Here is a 16,086-nt window from a genome sequence, read left to right as displayed (position 1 = left end):
GAATTACATCAGGAACAACGTCGCCAGGCCGAGGAAGATGAAGAAGCCGCCGGAGTCGGTGAGCGCGGTGATCATCACCGAGCCGCCGATTGCCGGGTCGGCGCCGAACTTCTGGCGCAGCAGCGGGATGCCGACGCCGGCGGTCGCGGCAAGCAGCAGGTTGAGCGTCATCGCGGCGGTCATCACCACGCCGAGTTGGGCGCTGCCGTACAACCACCAGGCGGCGACGCCGAGCAGGCTGCCCCAGATCAGGCCGTTGATGCTGGCGACGCCAAGTTCCTTGCGCAACAGCCGGCGCATCGCGTCCGGCTGAACCTGGCCCATGGCGATCGCGCGGACGATCATGGTGATCGTCTGGTTGCCGGAGTTGCCGCCGATGCCGGCGACGATCGGCATCAGCGCAGCGAGCGCCACCAGCTTCTCGATCGAATCCTCGAAGGCGCCGATGACGCGCGAGGCAACGAAAGCGGTGACCAGATTGACCGCCAGCCAGGCCCAGCGGTTCTTCACCGAATCCCAGACCGAGGCGAAGATGTCTTCCTCCTCGGCCAGACCGGCGTGCGCCAGTTGTTCCTGCTCGGCTTCCTCGCGGATGAAGTCGACCACCTCGTTGACGGTGACCCGGCCAAGCAGCTTGCCGTCGGCATCGACCACCGGCGCCGACACCAGGTCGTAGCGCTCGAAGGCCTTGGCGGCGTCTTCGGCCTCGTCGTCCGGTTCGAACTCGACGAACTCGGTGTGCATCAGGCTGCCGACCTCGACCTCGACTTCGTTGACCAGCAGGATGTTGAGCGGCAGCACGCCCTTCAGGTGCTCGTCGCGGTCGACGACGAAGAGCTGGTCGGTATGGTCGGGCAGCTCGTCGAAACGGCGCAGGTAGCGCAGCACGACTTCGAGCGTGACGTCTTCGCGCACGGTGACCATGTCGAAGTCCATGATCGAGCCGACCGCATCCTCGGGATAGGACATTGCCGCCCGCAGGTGCTCGCGCTCTTCTGCTGGCAGGCTGCGGAAAACGTCGTCGATGACGCCCTGCGGCAGGTCGGGCGCGAGGTCGGCGAGTTCGTCGGCGTCCAGGGTTTCGGCGGCGGCGACCAGCTCGTTGCGGGCCATCGACTCGATCAGGCTCTCGCGGACCGCGTCCGAGACTTCGAGCAGGATTTCGCCGTCGTGCTCGGCCTTGACCAGGTCCCAGACGATCAGGCGTTCGTCGGGTGGCAGCGCTTCGAGGATGTAGGCGACGTCGGCCGGGTGCATCGGCTCCAGCTTGTGCTGGAGTTCCTGCAAATGCTGCTTGTGCACGATGCCTTCGACCAGATCGTGGCGCGGCCCTTCCTGCCGGTGCACGATCTCCTCGACCAGCTTGTGCCGGGCGAGCAGGGTGTGCACCTCGGCGAGGCGCTCCTGCAGGTCTTCGGCATCGGTTAGCTGGTTTTCTTCGCTCATGGTGCAGCGCCGCAATAGGTGCGCCATTTTAGCACCGCTATGGTGCCGGCCAGCCGCCCAATTGCTGCGGATTTCCCTTAGGCCGGCGCTTGCTCGGGCGACTCAGGGCACTTCGGCCGAGGGCATGCGAGCCAGGATGATCGCCGTCTTGCGACCGAGCCCCGGCGCGTTGCGGTTGCGGTCGTAGAAACGCGGATTGGGCACCATGCCGGCCAGCCGAGCCGCCTGCGCCGGGCCGAGCTGGCGGGCAGCGACGGCGAAGTAATGGCGGGCCGCCGCTTCGGCGCCGAAGACGCCGTTACCCCATTCGATCACGTTGAGATAGACCTCGAAGATGCGGCGCTTGCTCCACAGGTTTTCCAGCATCAGCGTGATCACCGCCTCCTCGGCCTTGCGGAAGTAGGACTTGGTCGGCGTCAGGAACAGGTTCTTGGCGAGTTGCTGGCTGATCGTCGACCCTCCGGCGACGAAACGCCCCTTCTTCTGGTTCTTTTCCATCGCTTTCTGGATGCCTTCCCAGTCGAAGCCTTCATGATCGACGAACTTGGCGTCCTCGGCGGCGATGATCGCCCGCTTCAGGTGTACCGAGATTTGTGCGTAGGGCACCCACTGCTGGCGCAGCACGGCGTCCGGATTCTTCTCGCGCAGCTCGGCGAGACGAATTTCCATGAAGCGGGTGGTTCCCGGGTTGAACTGCCCCCAATAGACCACCCACAGGAACAGCCAGAGCAGCCACAGAAAAGCGAGCGCGAAGGGCGCCAGCAGCCCCCAGCGCAGCCAGCGGCCAAAACGTTTCATGCCGCGAGTTGCGCGCGCAGCGCCTGCAGCACCGGCGCGCCGGCGGGACGGACGCCGCGCCAGACCGCGAAGGCCTCGGCCGCCTGGCCGACCAGCATGCCGAGACCGTCAGCCAGGCGCGCCGCGCCGGCTTCCCGGGCCTGCGCCAGGAAAGGCGTCTCGCCCTTGCCGTACATCATGTCGTAAGCCAGCGCACCGGCGGCGAAAAGTCCTTCCGGCAAGGGCAGGCGGTCACCGGCCAGACTGGCCGAGGTGGCGTTGATGACGACATCGAAGCGACGCCCGACCAGGTCGCCGAAACCGCCGCCGCCGACCGGTGCCAGATCGGCGAATGCCGCCGCCAGCACGAGCGCCTTGTCGGCGCTGCGGTTGGCGACCGCCAGTTCGCCGACACCGGCCACCAACAACGGTTCGATGACGCCGCGCGCGGCGCCGCCGGCGCCGAGCAGCAGCACGCGCTTGCCGGCCAGGACGACGCCGAGATTGCCCTCGATGTCGGCGACCAGACCGGCGCCATCAGTGTTGTCGCCGCGCACACGACCGTCGGCGAAACTCAGCGTATTGACCGCGCCGGCGCGCGCCGCCCTTGGCGTCAACTCGTCGCACAGGCGGAAGGCTTCTTCCTTGAACGGCACCGTGACATTGGCACCACGGCCACCCTCGGCAACGAAGGCGCGCAAGGCGCCGGCAAAATCATCGACGGGCGCCAGACGCGCCTGATAGACCAGGTCGGCGCCGGTCTGCGCAGCGAAGGCGGCGTGAATGAAAGGCGATTTCGAGTGGGCGATCGGGTTGCCGAAAACGGCGTAGAGGTCAGGCATGGGCAGGCTTAATTGCTGTTGCGGGTCGCCAGGGTGTCGCCGGGGACGAAATTCCATTCCCGGGCAAACGACAGCACGGTGGCGCCGTCCATCGCCTCGCGCGGAATCGGCCCGAACGGCGCCGCCATGCGCAGGATGCGCAGGGCCGCCTGGTCAAGCAGTTTGTGCCCGGACGAACGGGAAATCTCGACGTTGTACAGGCTGCCGTCGTCAACGCGCAATTCGACGAAGATGACCACCTTGCCGTAGAGCTTGCCGCGCGCCGCTTCCGGGTAATTGAGCGTGCCGATGCGCTCGATCTTCTGCTTCCAGGCGTCGAAATACGGCGCCAGGCGGTATTCCTTGGTGCGCGCACCGATGAATTTCTTTTGCGGCCGCTTGTTGTATTCCTCGATCGACTTGGCAATCTCGCCTTCGAGGCGGGCCATCGCCCGTGCCGTATCGGCAAGATCGGTACCGGTCAACTGCGGCGACGGCTCGGGTTGTTCGCTGCGCGTTTCGGCAGCCGCGACGCGCGCGAGATTGGCCGCCTGGGTCAGCATCTTGTGTTGCGCCGCCTCGAGTTCGCGCACGCGGCGCCGCATCTGCTGCATGTCCTCGCCGCTGGACTGCTGCTCGGTCGCCGGCAGCGGCGTCTTGGCGCGCAGGTTCTCGTCGGTGTTGCCGCCACCGTCGAGATTGGCCTGCGCCAAGGCCTGGGCATCGGCCGGCGGGCGCTGGGCGCGGGCGTTGACCAGAATGATGTCGAGCGCCTTCTCGCGGGCGACCCGCGAAGCTTCCGGGAAGGCGAAATGCAGACTGAGCAGCAGGCCGTGCAGCAACAGGGAAACGCCAAGCGCCAGCCACAGGCGACGATCGCTCGGCGTGCCGGTCAGCGGGCGGATCTGGCGCGTCACGCGAGGTCCTCCTCCAGGTCGCAGGCGGGCTCGTCAGCGTCAAGCAGGGCGACGAAGCGCAGGGCGACTTCGGGCTGCAGCAGGTCGATGCTCTCGACCGCCAGATGCAGGCGCTGACCGGGCTGCAGGTCGGCGGGCACCGAAGCGACGCGCGCCAGCAGCGGCAGATGATCGAGCTTGACCGTCTGTTCGCGGCGCAGGGTGGCGTCGATTTCGACGAGGCCGTGCTGCTGCAGCCAGCGCAGACACCAGTAGCGCTCCATCAGGCGCTGGAATTCGGCGTAGGCGGCGTAGGTCAACTCGAAATCGCGCATCGCCGCGAACAGCTCGGCCGACTTCTGCGGGAAGGGCGGCGGCGTTTCCCGCAGACAGGCGATCAACTGCCATTGATTGACCAGGTCGCAGTAGCGGCGCAGCGGCGAGGTCATCCAGGCATACTGCGGCACGCCCAGGCCTTCGTGCGGCAGCGGCGAAGTGGTCATGCGCACCTTGCCCTGGGTCTGGGCGCGGTACAGGCAGGCGATGTTGCGCTCGGCGAGCAGGCCGCCCCAGGTCGAATTGGCGACGATCATCAACTCGGCGACCAGCTTGTCGAGCGGGCTGCCGCGTTTGCGTTCGCTGATGTCTACAGTGCAGCTTTCCGGGTCGGCGAGATCGCCGGCGATCGCGAAGTTGTAGTCGTTCACGCCCTGCATCGCCGACGGTTTGCCGCGCCGGCCTTCGCAGGCGTTGGCGAAATGCCAGAGGTGAAGCAGTTCACGAGCGAAGGGTTTGTCCGGTAGCGCTGCGCCAACGGTCTCGCTGTTGAACCAGGGCTCGACATCGTGGTGGCGCAGGTTTTCGGCGATGTGCACGCGTTCGATGCAGGACTCGTGCGACAGCACTTCGTACTGCTCGTTGACCGTCAGGTAGAGCGATACCGCCGGGCAATCGGTACCGCCGGCCAGCGTGTAGTTCTGGACCACGGCATCGGGCAGCATGGTGATCTTGTTGCCCGGCATATACACGGTCGACAGGCGGGCGCGGGCGACGCCGTCGAGCGGCGAACCGTGTTCGATGGCCAGCCCGGGCGCCGCGATATGGATGCCGATGCGGCTGCCGATACCGGGCAGCCAGGTGACCGACAGTGCGTCGTCGATTTCGGTGGTGTGGGCGTCGTCGATCGAAAAGGCGCGGACCTCGGCACGCGCCAGGTCGATCGGCAGCGGCGGCGCATCGAGCGCCGGGAAGGCGGTGCCGCGCGGGAACTGCTCGTGCAGGAAACGCTTGTAGTGCAGGTGGTAGGCCGACTTGATGGCGCCGCACCTGAACAGCAACTGGGCGGCGGAGAGGCCGGTTTCGGCGCAGGCCGTTTCGAAGGCCTTGGTTTCCGGCTTGTTGCGGTCCGGCGCGTAGAGCAGCGCGTCGGTCAGCACGGCGATCTCCGGCGGCAGGCGGAATTCCTTCAGTTCGGCGAGCCAGCCTTCCATCGCCAGCGCTTGCTGACGCTTTTTTTCAAGATTGGCCAGAGCAGCTGCGAGAATGTCGGCGGGCGCCTTGCGGAAGCGGCCCTTGCCCTTGCGGTGAAAATAGACGGGCGCGGCGTGCAGGGCAAGCAGCACCGCCGTCGCTTCGACCGGTGCGGGGTCGTGTCCGTAGTAATCACGGGCAAAATCCAGAAACGAAAATTCGCCATCGCTGACACACTCCCAGAGGAAATCCGCCTCGATCTCTGCGGCAAGTGGCGTCGCCTGCTCGAGCAGGGCACCGGCCGCCGGCTGGGCAAAGCGCAGCAGGACGCTGGCCGCCTTGATCTTGCTGCGTTTGCCGGAGGGCATTTCGACCTGCAACGAACTATCGTTGTCGGCCAGGATGCTGCCCGCCTTGAAACCGCCATCTTCTTCAAACAATACATTCATCGGCGGATTATAACCCGGCAAATTCAATGAGTTGCGGCATCAATTCGGGAAAGCGCGTGAAGCTGTGATCGCCGCCCTCAAAGACACTTTGCCGGCTACCGAACCAGTGCGCCTGGGCGGCGCGATAGTCGAGCACCTCGTCACCGGTTTCCAGCAGCAGCCAGAGCCGTGCCGGATCGGGCCGGGCTACCTGTGCGGCGAGCTGCGCCACGTGCTCGGCGGTGAACACAAAACGCTCGCCGCTGTGAAAATTGGCGTGCTCGCCGATGAACTGCTCGGCTGACAGCGCGCTGACCACCGCCGGATTGATCAGTGCCGCCGGCAGGCCGAACTGCGCCGCCAGATAGCTGGCGTAATGACCGCCCAGCGAGGAACCGATCAGCGTCACCGGGCGCCCGACGCTGTCGAGAAAGCGCGACAGGTCGGCAATCGCCTGCGCAGGAACCGGCGACAAGGCTGGACAGACGAAGCGCGCAGCCAGCCCGCGGCGGGTCATTTCTTCACCGAGCAGGCGGGCCTTCCACGACGCCGGCGACGAACAGAAGCCGTGCAGATAAAGGATCAGGCCGTCCATTCGACCCAACCCATCTCCGCGGTGAGCAGCACGATCACGCCGAAGACGATGCGGTACCAGGCGAATACCGTGAAGTCGTGGTTCGACACATAACGCAGCAGGGCCTTGACGGTCAGCATCGCGGCGACGAAGGCGGCCAGGAAACCAACCGCGAAGACCGGCAGGTCCGCCATGTGCAGCAAGGACCAGTTCTTGTAGACGTCATAGACGGTTGCCGCGAACATCGTCGGAATGGCGAGGAAGAAGGAAAACTCGGTCGCCGTCTTGCGCGACAGACCGAAGATCAGGCCGCCCATGATCGTCGCGCCGGAACGCGAGGTCCCGGGAAACATCGCCATCGCCTGCGCGAAACCGACCTTCAGGGCGTCCGGCCAACGCATGTCATCGACGCTGCTGATGCGCGGATGGTAGGCCTTGCGTTCGATGTAGAGAATCAGGAAACCGCCAACGATCAGCGCGCCAGCGACGCTCAACGGGTTGAACAGATAGGCCTTGATCGTGCTGTGGAAAAGCAGGCCGAGGACGGCGGCAGGGAGGAAACCGACCAACAACAGACCGGCGAAGCGCTGTTGCACCGGATCGCTGCCGAGACCGCCCAACGCCTTGCCGATGCGTTCGCGAAAATCCCAGCAGACGGCGAGAATCGCCCCTAGCTGGATGACGATCTTGAATACCTTGCTTTGCTCGTCGGTGTAGTCGAGCAAGCTGCCGAGGATGATCAGGTGGCCGGTCGAGGAAATCGGCAGGAATTCGGTCAAACCCTCGACGATGCCGAGGATCAATGCTTTGAAGAGGAGAATCGGGTCCATGGAGGGATGCGCTATGACAAGAGCGCGCATTTTACCCCTGCGGACGCGTCGCCGCCTCCAAATCGGCCAGCCATTGCAGCGCCTGCAGCGGCGTTTCGCCGCACATTTCCGCCGAAGCTTGCAGGCCGCTGCAGCAGGCGGGCCGCTCCGGTCGCCCGAAAATGCGGCAACGCCGCTCGGCGTCGAGATGGCGACAGGGTACGCCTGCCGGTTTGGCGAGCGAGGAGACTGACGGGGCGATGCAGCAAGCACCGCAGCCGGGGCGGCAGATGGCCGTCATTTCGGCGGCGGGCTGTCGACCGGCACTTGCTGGCGCAGCATGTTCTCGGCCAGTGTCGTGTACAGCGACTTCGAAAACATCCGGGACACCGCCGAGGCAATCAGGGCGGTTGCCATCAGGCCGATCACCAGCGAGTAACCATCAACCATCTCCATGACGATGATGAAGGCGGTGATCGGCGCCTGGGTCGCGGCGGCCAGAAAGCCGACCATGCAGAGAACGATGATGGTGGTCGGAAATGCCTCGCCACCGAGGACGGGAACCAGATCCTGGCCGAGGCCGGCGCCAATCGCCAGCGAAGGCGCAAAGATCCCGCCCGGCAGACCACTCAGATACGAGACGACGGTGGCAACGAATTTCGCGGGCCCGAAGTACCAAGGCAGGTCGCTCTGTCCGATCAGCAGCGCCTTGGTCTCGGCAAAGCCGCTACCCCAGGTTAGCCCGCCCGTCACCCAGCCCAGGGAGGCCAGCAGGACTCCGCAACAGGCCACGAACACATAGGGATGAGCATTGCGCAGGTTGGCCAGTGAACCTTTCCAGGCGGTGGCCGAAACGATCAGCATGCGTGCGAAGAGGCCGCCCGCAATGCCGGTGACGACCGCGCAGGTCAGGATCGTCGTCAGCAGTTCGCCACTTTCGCCGAACACGACAACGCGGCCGAAATAGTTGTCGCTGCCGAGGAAATGTTGAGCGATCACCCCGGCCAGGACGATCGCCGCGATGACGACGCCGCTCAGACGTGATTCCACCGAGCGCGACAGTTCTTCGATGGCGAAAACGATCCCCGCCAGTGGGGCATTGAAGGCGGCGGCAATGCCGGCAGCGCCGCCAGCGACCAGCAAGTGCTGGCGGTGGATGCGCAAGGTCGCCGGCATGAAGCGTCCGGCGGCGGCCATCAGGCTGGCGCCAACCTGCACCGTCGGCCCCTCGCGCCCGAAGGAGAAGCCGCTCCCCACCGCGGCAACGCCAACCAGGATTTTGCCGACGGCAATCCGTAACGATACCAGCGGCCTCCACTCCGCTACGGCGGGCCGCTTCATTTCGGCGATTACCTGCGGAATACCGCTCCCCTGCGCGCCGGGAAAGACATTGCGGGTCACCCACAACAGCGCGGCTCCAGCCAGCGGCGTGACGACGAAGGGTAACCACGGGTAAAGTGCCGCCAAGTTCGCGAAGCCCTTCGCTGCGTCGTCACTGAGCAGGGCGAAGAGTACTGCAGCCAACCCGACGACGATGCCGCATCCCCAGAAAACCAGTCGTCCCAGCCAGATCCTGAGCTGCGCGAGCAGGTAGTTCTGATTGGCGCGAACGTAGGTTTGGGCACGTGCGAACCGGTTTTCCAGGTAAGCGCGCATTTTTTCAGTCCGGCCCACGGCCTTACCGGCATCACCAGCCACGACAGCGCTCCGTATCCTGAAGGACGATCAGGCGCCCGGGTTGAGAAAAACAATCCATGGCGGCATTCTGACAGGATTCGCCCGCCGGACACAGCCCGGCGAGGCGAATTCGCCGATCGCGCTGTGCGCGATGGCGCGCCGATGCCGGTCGCAAAAGTGAAAAAGCAGCCCGTAGGCTGCTCTTTGTGCGGGACATGTTGCCCGTTTCAGTGGGTGTGCTTGCGCAGACGCTGAATCGCCTGCAACTGGGCAATGGCTTCGGCCAGTTCGGCTTCCGCAGCGGCGTAATCCATCTCCGCCTGACGATTGGCCAGTGCTTCCTCGGCGCGCTTCTTGGCTTCCATTGCCTTGGCCTCGTCGAGGTCATGGGCACGAATCGCGGTGTCGGCCAACACGGTGATCATGTCGGGCTGGACTTCCAGCATGCCGCCGGAGACATACACCAGTTCGAACTCGCTCTGCTCCGGCACCTTCAGACGAATGGTGCCGGGCTTGATGCGGGTCAACAGCGGGGTATGTTGCGGCAGGATGCCGAGTTCCCCGGCTTCGCCGGGGAACACTGCGATTTCCACCAGGCCGGAGAAAATCGATTCTTCGGCACTGACGACATCACAATGAACGGTCATAACCATTACTGGCTCCTATGCTGAGGCCGCATTACTGCAGCGTCTTCGCCTTTTCGACAGCTTCTTCGATGCCGCCGACCATGTAGAAGGCCTGTTCCGGCAGGTGATCGTACTCGCCGCTGACGATGCCCTTGAAGCCCTTGATGGTTTCCTTGAGCGGAACGAACTTGCCCGGGGAACCGGTGAACACTTCGGCAACGTGGAAGGGCTGCGACAGGAAGCGCTGAATCTTGCGGGCGCGGCTGACGGCCAGCTTGTCTTCCGGCGACAGTTCGTCCATACCCAGAATCGCGATGATGTCGCGCAGTTCCTTGTAGCGCTGCAGCGTCATCTGCACGGCACGGGCAACACCGTAGTGCTCTTCGCCGACGACTTGCGGGTCGAGCTGGCGGGAGGTGGAGTCGAGCGGATCGACGGCCGGATAGATACCCAGCGAGGCGATGTCACGCGACAGCACGACCGTGGAGTCCAAGTGCAGGAAGGTGGTGGCCGGCGACGGGTCGGTCAAGTCATCGGCAGGCACATACACGGCCTGGATCGAGGTGATCGAGCCGACCTTGGTCGAGGTGATGCGCTCTTGCAGACGGCCCATTTCTTCTGCCAGCGTCGGCTGGTAGCCCACCGCGGAAGGCATGCGGCCGAGCAGGGCGGACACTTCGGTACCGGCCAGCGTGTAGCGGTAGATGTTGTCGACGAAGAACAGGATGTCACGACCGTCGTCACGGAAACGCTCGGCCATGGTCAGGCCGGTCAGCGCGACGCGCAGACGGTTGCCCGGGGGTTCGTTCATCTGACCGAACACCATCGCGACCTTGTCGAGAACGTTGGAGTCCTTCATTTCATGATAGAAGTCGTTCCCTTCGCGGGTACGCTCACCAACACCGGCAAACACGGACAGACCCGAGTGTTGCTTGGCGATGTTGTTGATCAGCTCCATCATGTTGACGGTCTTGCCGACGCCGGCGCCGCCGAACAGGCCGACCTTGCCGCCCTTGGCGAACGGGCAGATCAGATCGATAACCTTGATGCCGGTTTCGAGCAGATCGACGGAAGACGACAGCTCGTCGAACTTCGGCGCGGCGGCGTGGATTTCACGCAGCTCGTTGCTGTCGATCGGGCCGGCTTCGTCGATCGGACGGCCGAGCACGTCCATGATGCGACCCAGCGTGCCCATGCCGACCGGCACCGAGATGCCGGCACCGGTGTTGTTAACCTTCATGCCGCGGCGCAGGCCGTCGGATGAACCCATGGCGATGGTACGGACGACGCCGTCACCCAGTTGCTGCTGCACTTCGAAGGTCAGGCCGGTTTCAACCATGCCGTTTTCTTCGGAGGCGTCGAGCTTGAGTGCGTCGTAGACCTTCGGCATCGCGTCGCGCGGGAAGTGGATGTCCACAACTGCGCCGATACACTGAACGATGGAACCTTGACTCATATTCAAATCCCCAATAATTAAAAGCTGCGCGCTGGCGTCAGACTGCGGCGGCGCCGCTGACGATTTCCGAGAGTTCCTTGGTAATCGCGGCCTGACGGGCCTTGTTATAGACCAGCTTCAATTCACCGATGACGTTCTTGGCGTTATCGGAAGCAGACTTCATGGCGACCATCCGGGCGGACTGCTCGGAGGCCATGTTTTCAGCCACGGCCTGGTAAATCAAAGCTTCGACATAGCGGATCAACAGATCGTCGATAACTGGCTGGGCTTCCGGCTCGTAGACATAGTCCCAACCCGGCTGATGATCGGTCTTGACGACGTCGTCAGCGAGCGGGAGCAGCCTTTCGAAAACCGGTTCCTGCTTCATCGTGTTGATGAAGCGGGTGTAGCCGATGTACAGCGCGTCGATTTCGCCCTTCATGTAGGCGTCGAGCTGGATCTTGAGCGGGCCGATCAGCTTTTCCAGGTGCGGGGTATCACCCAGCGCGACGACGTGCGAGACAACCTTCGCGCCGGCGCGTTGCATGAAACCCAGACCCTTGTTGCCGATGCAGGTTGCCTGGAACTTGATCTGCTGGCTGTCCAGCTCCTTCATCTTGCCCAGGACCAGGCGCAGGACGTTGGAGTTCAGACCGCCGCAAAGACCCTTGTCGGAGGTGACGAGGACAATGCCGATCGCCTTCTGCTCGCGCTTCTCGAGGAAGGGATGCTTGTACTCGGTCAGCGCATGCGACAAGTTGCTGGCCACGCGCCGGATCTTCTCGCCGTAGGGGCGGGCAGCCCGCATCCGGTCCTGCGCCTTGCGCATTTTGGATGCGGCCACCATCTCCATGGCCTTGGTGATCTTGCGCGTATTTTCTACGCTCTTGATCTTGTTGCGAATTTCCTTGCCGCTAGGCATGGCGTTCTCCTAAGATCAGGCCCAGGTGCTCTTGAAAGCCTGGATGCCGGCAGCCAGCGCCTTTTCGGTATCACCGCTCAGGTCGGCCGACGATTCCATGGTGTTCATGACTTCAGCGTGATTGGCCTTGAGGTAGCTGATCATGGCCTTTTCGCATTCGAGCGCGCGCTTGACTTCGACGTCGTCGAAGTAGCCCTTGTCGGCGGCGTAAAGGGTGACGGCCATCTCGGAGATGCTCATCGGGGCGTACTGCGGCTGCTTCATCAGTTCCGTGACCAGACGACCGCGCTCGAGCTGCTTGCGGGTCGCTTCGTCGAGGTCGGAGGCGAACTGGGCGAAGGCCGCGAGTTCGCGGTACTGGGCCAGGGCCAGACGGACACCGCCGCCGAGCTTCTTGATCAGCTTGGTCTGAGCAGCGCCACCGACGCGGGACACCGAGATACCGGCGTTGATCGCGGGACGGATACCAGCGTTGAAGAGGTCGGTTTCCAGGAAGATCTGACCGTCGGTGATGGAGATCACGTTGGTCGGAACGAAAGCGGAAACGTCACCGGCTTGCGTTTCGATAACCGGCAGCGCGGTCAGCGAACCGCTCTTGCCCGTCACGGCGCCGTTGGTGAAACGCTCGACCCAGGCTTCGGAAACGCGGGCAGCGCGTTCCAGCAGGCGGGAGTGGAGGTAGAAGACGTCGCCCGGATAGGCTTCACGGCCCGGCGGACGACGCAGCAGCAGGGAAACCTGACGGTAGCCCCAAGCTTGCTTGGTCAGATCGTCGTAAATGATCAGGGCATCTTGACCACGGTCACGGAAGTATTCGCCCATCGAGCAGCCGGCGTAGGGAGCCAGGTACTGCAGCGCGGCCGATTCCGAAGCGGAAGCGGCAACGACGATGGTGTATTCCATGGCGCCGTGCTCTTCGAGCTTGCGCACGACGTTGGCGATGGTGGAAGCCTTCTGGCCGACGGCGACATAAACGCAGAACAGGTTCTTGCCCTTCTGGTTGATGATCGCATCGACAGCGACGGCGGTCTTGCCGGTCTGACGGTCGCCGATGATCAGTTCGCGCTGGCCGCGGCCAACCGGAACCATCGAGTCGACGCACTTCAGACCGGTCTGCACCGGCTGCGAAACCGACTTACGCCAGATGACGCCAGGAGCGACCTTTTCCAGCTTGTCGGTTTCCTTGGCGTTGATCGGGCCCTTGCCGTCGATCGGCTGGCCCAGGGTGTTGACCACGCGGCCGAGCAGTTCCGGACCAACCGGCACTTCCAGGATGCGGCCGGTCGTCTTGACCGTATCGCCTTCGGAGATGTGCTCGTATTCGCCCAGGATAACGGCGCCGACGGAGTCGCGTTCGAGGTTGAGCGCCATGCCGATGGTGTTGCCGGGGAATTCCAGCATTTCGCCTTGCATGACGTCCTGCAAGCCATGCACGCGGCAGATACCGTCAGTGACGGAAACCACGGTGCCCTGCGTACGCACTTCCGATGCGCCTTGCAGGTTCTGGATCTTGCTCTTGATCAGTTCAGAAATTTCGGAAGGATTCAACTGCATGAAAATCTCCTAGTTGTTCAGTGCCACGGCCATCGCGTCAAGCTTGCCGCGGACTGAAGCATCCAGCATCTGGTCACCGACGGTAACCCGCACACCACCGATCAGGCTCGCATCGACTTCGACGCGGGCGGTCAGGCGGGTTCCGAAACGCGGCTCCAGTTGCTGCAGCAGAGCAGCGACCTGGGCGTCGTCAATCGGGAATGCGGAATACACCACCGCCTCCTGGACCCCTTCTTCCTGGCTGCGGGCCAGATCGAAAAGCCGGGAAATCTCCGGCAGGAGTGCGAGACGCCGGTTTTCTGCGAGGGTACGAACAAAATTGGCGAGAATCGGGTCGCTGTCTTCGGACAGCGAAATGAACAATTCTGCAATCTGTTCAGCGGAGAGCCGGGGATTGCCCATGACCTGAGCCATGTCCCCGTCCTGGGCGATCAGCGCCAGCCTTTGCAGGCGCTGCGACCAGATGCCCTGGGCCCCGCTTTCCTTGGCCAGCTTGAAAGCGGCGTCGGCGTAGGGGCGAGCGATGGTGACGGATTCAGCCATAAGCGTTACAGATCCTGTTTGATCGTGGCCAGAATGTCGGAATGAGCCTGGGCGTTGATCTCGCGGCGCAGAATCTGCTCGGCACCGGTGACCACCAGGGCAGCGACCTGTTCGCGCAGCTGTTCCTTGGCACGGACGGCCTCCTGTTCGATTTCGGCCTTCGCACCGGCGACGATGCGGTCGGCTTCGACCTTGGCATTCGCCTTGGCTTCCTCGATCAGTTGGGCGCCGCGCTTTTCAGCGTTGGCGATCAGTTCGGCAGCCTTTTCCTTGCCTTCACGGAGAGCATCCGTGGAGCGCTTGGTGGCCAGTTCGAGATCCTGCTTGCCGCGTTCAGCAGCAGCCAGACCATCCGCGATCTTCTTCGCACGCTCGTCGAGCGCCTTCACAATGGGGGGCCACACGAATTGCATCGTGAACCACGCCAGAATGAAGAACACAACGAGCTGTGCAAACAACGTTGCGTTCAGATTCACGGTGTTAGTCCTCTTCTAAAGGGTTGATCGGAAGAGGAGTAATTAACCTGCGACCAGTTGGAACGGGTTGGCAAAGGCGAACATCATGGCGATACCGACGCCGATCAGGAAGGCGGCATCGATCAGACCGGCCAGCAGGAACATCTTGGTCTGCAGGGCGTTCATCAGTTCCGGCTGACGAGCCGAAGCTTCAATGTACTTGCCGCCCATCAGGCCGATACCGATACAGGCACCGATAGCACCCAGACCAATGATCAGGCCGGCAGCCAGAGCAACAAAACCGAGAACGTGTTCCATGACAACTCCTTGCTAAGTTTAAGTAATGAAAAGGTAAAGCGAAAACAGGGTTACTACGTTGAATCTGTTGGGTGAGTCTTAGTGTGCTTCGTGCGCCTGACCGATGTAGACCAGGGTCAGCATCATGAAGATGAAAGCCTGCAGGGCGACGATCAGGATGTGGAAGATGGCCCAGATCGAACCCGACAGGATGTGACCGATGAACAGGAAGACGCCGGTGGTCGTACCAGCCCAGGCGGCACCCATGAGGGCGATCAGCATGAACACCAGTTCGCCGGCGTACATGTTGCCGAACAACCGCATGCCGTGCGAAACGGTCTTGGCCAGGAACTCGATCATCTGCATCGCAAAGTTGATCGGGTAGAGCAGCGGATGGCTGCCGAACGGCGCGGTGAAGAGTTCGTGCATCCAGCCGCCGAAGCCCTTGATCTTGACGTTGTAGTAGAGGCAAACGAGCAGGACGCCGATCGACATGCCCAGCGTGCCGTTCAGGTCGGCGGTCGGGACCACGCGCAGGTAGGCGTGATGATCGCCGGTGACGGTCTGCCAGATCGTCGGCAGCAGGTCGAGCGGCAGGAAGTCCATCGAGTTCATCAGGAAAATCCAGATGAAGACGGTCAGCGCCAGCGGACCGACGGCCTTGCGCGATTCGGCGCTATGGACGATGCCCTTGGCCTGCTCATTGACCATTTCGAGAACGATTTCGACGGCAGCCTGCATGCGGCCCGGCACGCCGGAGGTCACGCTCTTGGCCACACGCCACATGACGAAGAGGCCGAGGACGCCCATCAGAACGGAGAAAACCACCGTATCGAGGTTGATGACGCTGAAGTCGATGATGCTCTTCTGCGCATGACCCGTGCTATTGAGATGGGTCAGGTGGTGAACGATATATTCGCCGGCGGTGGGCGCGTTCGCTGCTGCTTCGTGGCCTGCTGTAGACATGATCAGGATTTCTTCCAAAACGCAATAAAACCAGCATGTAGAACAATCGCCAGACCAATCAGCAAGCTGGGCCAGTGCATCCCGGGATACCCCTTGATGGCGATTGCCAGTATTCCTATGGTGGCGCCGATCTTGAGGAATTCGCCGACAAAGAAGTTCGCTGCGTAGGACGCCCCCGCGCGATTCTTCAACATCGTCAGCCGGACAGCAAAGAACAGGTTGGGCACGATAGCAGCCACAGCCGCAATCCCAACCGAAACCAGCCCCCGGGTTCCCACGATAGCACCAGCCGCGATCGCTGTTATCAATGCTGCACCAAGTTGTAGATATATCGCTTTCAACATGGTGTCACGCAATCGCTGACCGGCTTAGCCACACAGACCTAAATGA

The 16,086-nt window shown here is 63.0% G+C and carries 18 protein-coding genes; all 18 read right to left on the bottom strand.

Annotated elements, in window-relative coordinates; translation table 11 throughout:
• Window positions 1-3: 3 nt before the first annotated feature.
• A complete protein-coding gene (mgtE, locus tag ACLIIZ_RS02055) occupies window positions 4-1,446 on the bottom strand; it encodes a magnesium transporter (protein WP_416690535.1) in 1,443 nt (480 codons plus the stop codon).
• A gap of 102 nt (window positions 1,447-1,548) precedes the next feature.
• The gene (gene mtgA, locus ACLIIZ_RS02050) at window positions 1,549-2,244 is read right to left on the bottom strand and encodes a monofunctional biosynthetic peptidoglycan transglycosylase (RefSeq protein WP_416690534.1); all 696 of its coding nucleotides are present in this window, start codon (window positions 2,242-2,244) and stop codon (window positions 1,549-1,551) included.
• Entirely contained in the window at window positions 2,241-3,065 is an 825-nt protein-coding gene (aroE, locus tag ACLIIZ_RS02045; RefSeq protein ID WP_416690533.1) for a shikimate dehydrogenase, read from the bottom strand. The genes mtgA and aroE overlap by 4 nt, the downstream gene beginning before the upstream one ends.
• Window positions 3,066-3,073: 8 nt before the next feature.
• The gene (locus tag ACLIIZ_RS02040; RefSeq protein ID WP_416690532.1) at window positions 3,074-3,961 is read right to left on the bottom strand and encodes an energy transducer TonB; all 888 of its coding nucleotides are present in this window, start codon (window positions 3,959-3,961) and stop codon (window positions 3,074-3,076) included.
• Window positions 3,958-5,859 (bottom strand): ribonuclease catalytic domain-containing protein, encoded by a 1,902-nt coding sequence (locus ACLIIZ_RS02035; RefSeq protein WP_416690531.1) that lies wholly within the window; start codon window positions 5,857-5,859, stop codon window positions 3,958-3,960. Before ACLIIZ_RS02035 ends, ACLIIZ_RS02040 begins: the two co-directional genes overlap by 4 nt.
• A gap of 7 nt (window positions 5,860-5,866) precedes the next feature.
• Window positions 5,867-6,433 (bottom strand): YqiA/YcfP family alpha/beta fold hydrolase, encoded by a 567-nt coding sequence (locus tag ACLIIZ_RS02030; RefSeq protein WP_416690530.1) that lies wholly within the window; start codon window positions 6,431-6,433, stop codon window positions 5,867-5,869.
• The gene (locus ACLIIZ_RS02025) at window positions 6,421-7,242 is read right to left on the bottom strand and encodes an undecaprenyl-diphosphate phosphatase (protein ID WP_416690529.1); all 822 of its coding nucleotides are present in this window, start codon (window positions 7,240-7,242) and stop codon (window positions 6,421-6,423) included. Before ACLIIZ_RS02025 ends, ACLIIZ_RS02030 begins: the two co-directional genes overlap by 13 nt.
• Before the next feature lie 31 nt (window positions 7,243-7,273).
• Window positions 7,274-7,522 carry a YkgJ family cysteine cluster protein gene (locus tag ACLIIZ_RS02020; protein WP_416690528.1) on the bottom strand — a complete coding sequence of 83 codons (249 nt, stop codon included), beginning with the start codon at window positions 7,520-7,522 and terminating at the stop codon, window positions 7,274-7,276.
• Window positions 7,519-8,919 carry a chloride channel protein gene (locus tag ACLIIZ_RS02015; RefSeq protein WP_416690527.1) on the bottom strand — a complete coding sequence of 467 codons (1,401 nt, stop codon included), beginning with the start codon at window positions 8,917-8,919 and terminating at the stop codon, window positions 7,519-7,521. The genes ACLIIZ_RS02020 and ACLIIZ_RS02015 overlap by 4 nt, the downstream gene beginning before the upstream one ends.
• 206 nt (window positions 8,920-9,125) lie before the next feature.
• Complete coding sequence (locus ACLIIZ_RS02010) at window positions 9,126-9,551, bottom strand: F0F1 ATP synthase subunit epsilon (protein WP_416690526.1); 426 nt, start codon at window positions 9,549-9,551, stop codon at window positions 9,126-9,128.
• Window positions 9,552-9,576: 25 nt separating this feature from the next.
• Window positions 9,577-10,980, bottom strand: a complete 1,404-nt coding sequence (gene atpD / locus ACLIIZ_RS02005) for a F0F1 ATP synthase subunit beta (RefSeq protein WP_416690525.1) — start codon at window positions 10,978-10,980, stop codon at window positions 9,577-9,579.
• Window positions 10,981-11,017: 37 nt separating this feature from the next.
• Window positions 11,018-11,881: a F0F1 ATP synthase subunit gamma gene (atpG, locus tag ACLIIZ_RS02000; protein ID WP_374325113.1), complete on the bottom strand. Its 864-nt coding sequence runs from the start codon at window positions 11,879-11,881 to the stop codon at window positions 11,018-11,020.
• Between the two features lie 15 nt (window positions 11,882-11,896).
• Window positions 11,897-13,435 carry a F0F1 ATP synthase subunit alpha gene (gene atpA, locus ACLIIZ_RS01995; RefSeq protein WP_416690524.1) on the bottom strand — a complete coding sequence of 513 codons (1,539 nt, stop codon included), beginning with the start codon at window positions 13,433-13,435 and terminating at the stop codon, window positions 11,897-11,899.
• Window positions 13,436-13,444: 9 nt separating this feature from the next.
• The gene (locus ACLIIZ_RS01990; RefSeq protein ID WP_416690523.1) at window positions 13,445-13,978 is read right to left on the bottom strand and encodes a F0F1 ATP synthase subunit delta; all 534 of its coding nucleotides are present in this window, start codon (window positions 13,976-13,978) and stop codon (window positions 13,445-13,447) included.
• A gap of 5 nt (window positions 13,979-13,983) precedes the next feature.
• Window positions 13,984-14,454 carry a F0F1 ATP synthase subunit B gene (locus ACLIIZ_RS01985; protein WP_374325118.1) on the bottom strand — a complete coding sequence of 157 codons (471 nt, stop codon included), beginning with the start codon at window positions 14,452-14,454 and terminating at the stop codon, window positions 13,984-13,986.
• 42 nt (window positions 14,455-14,496) lie between these two features.
• Window positions 14,497-14,751, bottom strand: coding sequence for a F0F1 ATP synthase subunit C (atpE, locus tag ACLIIZ_RS01980; RefSeq protein ID WP_076097435.1), 255 nt, complete (start codon window positions 14,749-14,751; stop codon window positions 14,497-14,499).
• Between the two features lie 78 nt (window positions 14,752-14,829).
• Window positions 14,830-15,696, bottom strand: coding sequence for a F0F1 ATP synthase subunit A (gene atpB, locus ACLIIZ_RS01975; RefSeq protein ID WP_374325121.1), 867 nt, complete (start codon window positions 15,694-15,696; stop codon window positions 14,830-14,832).
• Window positions 15,697-15,698: 2 nt separating this feature from the next.
• On the bottom strand, window positions 15,699-16,052 hold the full coding sequence (locus ACLIIZ_RS01970; protein ID WP_416690522.1) for an ATP synthase subunit I: 354 nt from the start codon (window positions 16,050-16,052) through the stop codon (window positions 15,699-15,701).
• Window positions 16,053-16,086 lie beyond the last annotated feature (34 nt).

The sequence above is a fragment of the Azonexus caeni genome, assembly GCF_048146105.1.
GTDB classification, from domain to species: Bacteria; Pseudomonadota; Gammaproteobacteria; order Burkholderiales; family Rhodocyclaceae; genus Azonexus; species Azonexus aromaticus_B.
The sequence above is the reverse complement of the archived record's forward strand: the minus strand, read 5'-3'. Positions and strand labels throughout refer to the sequence as shown.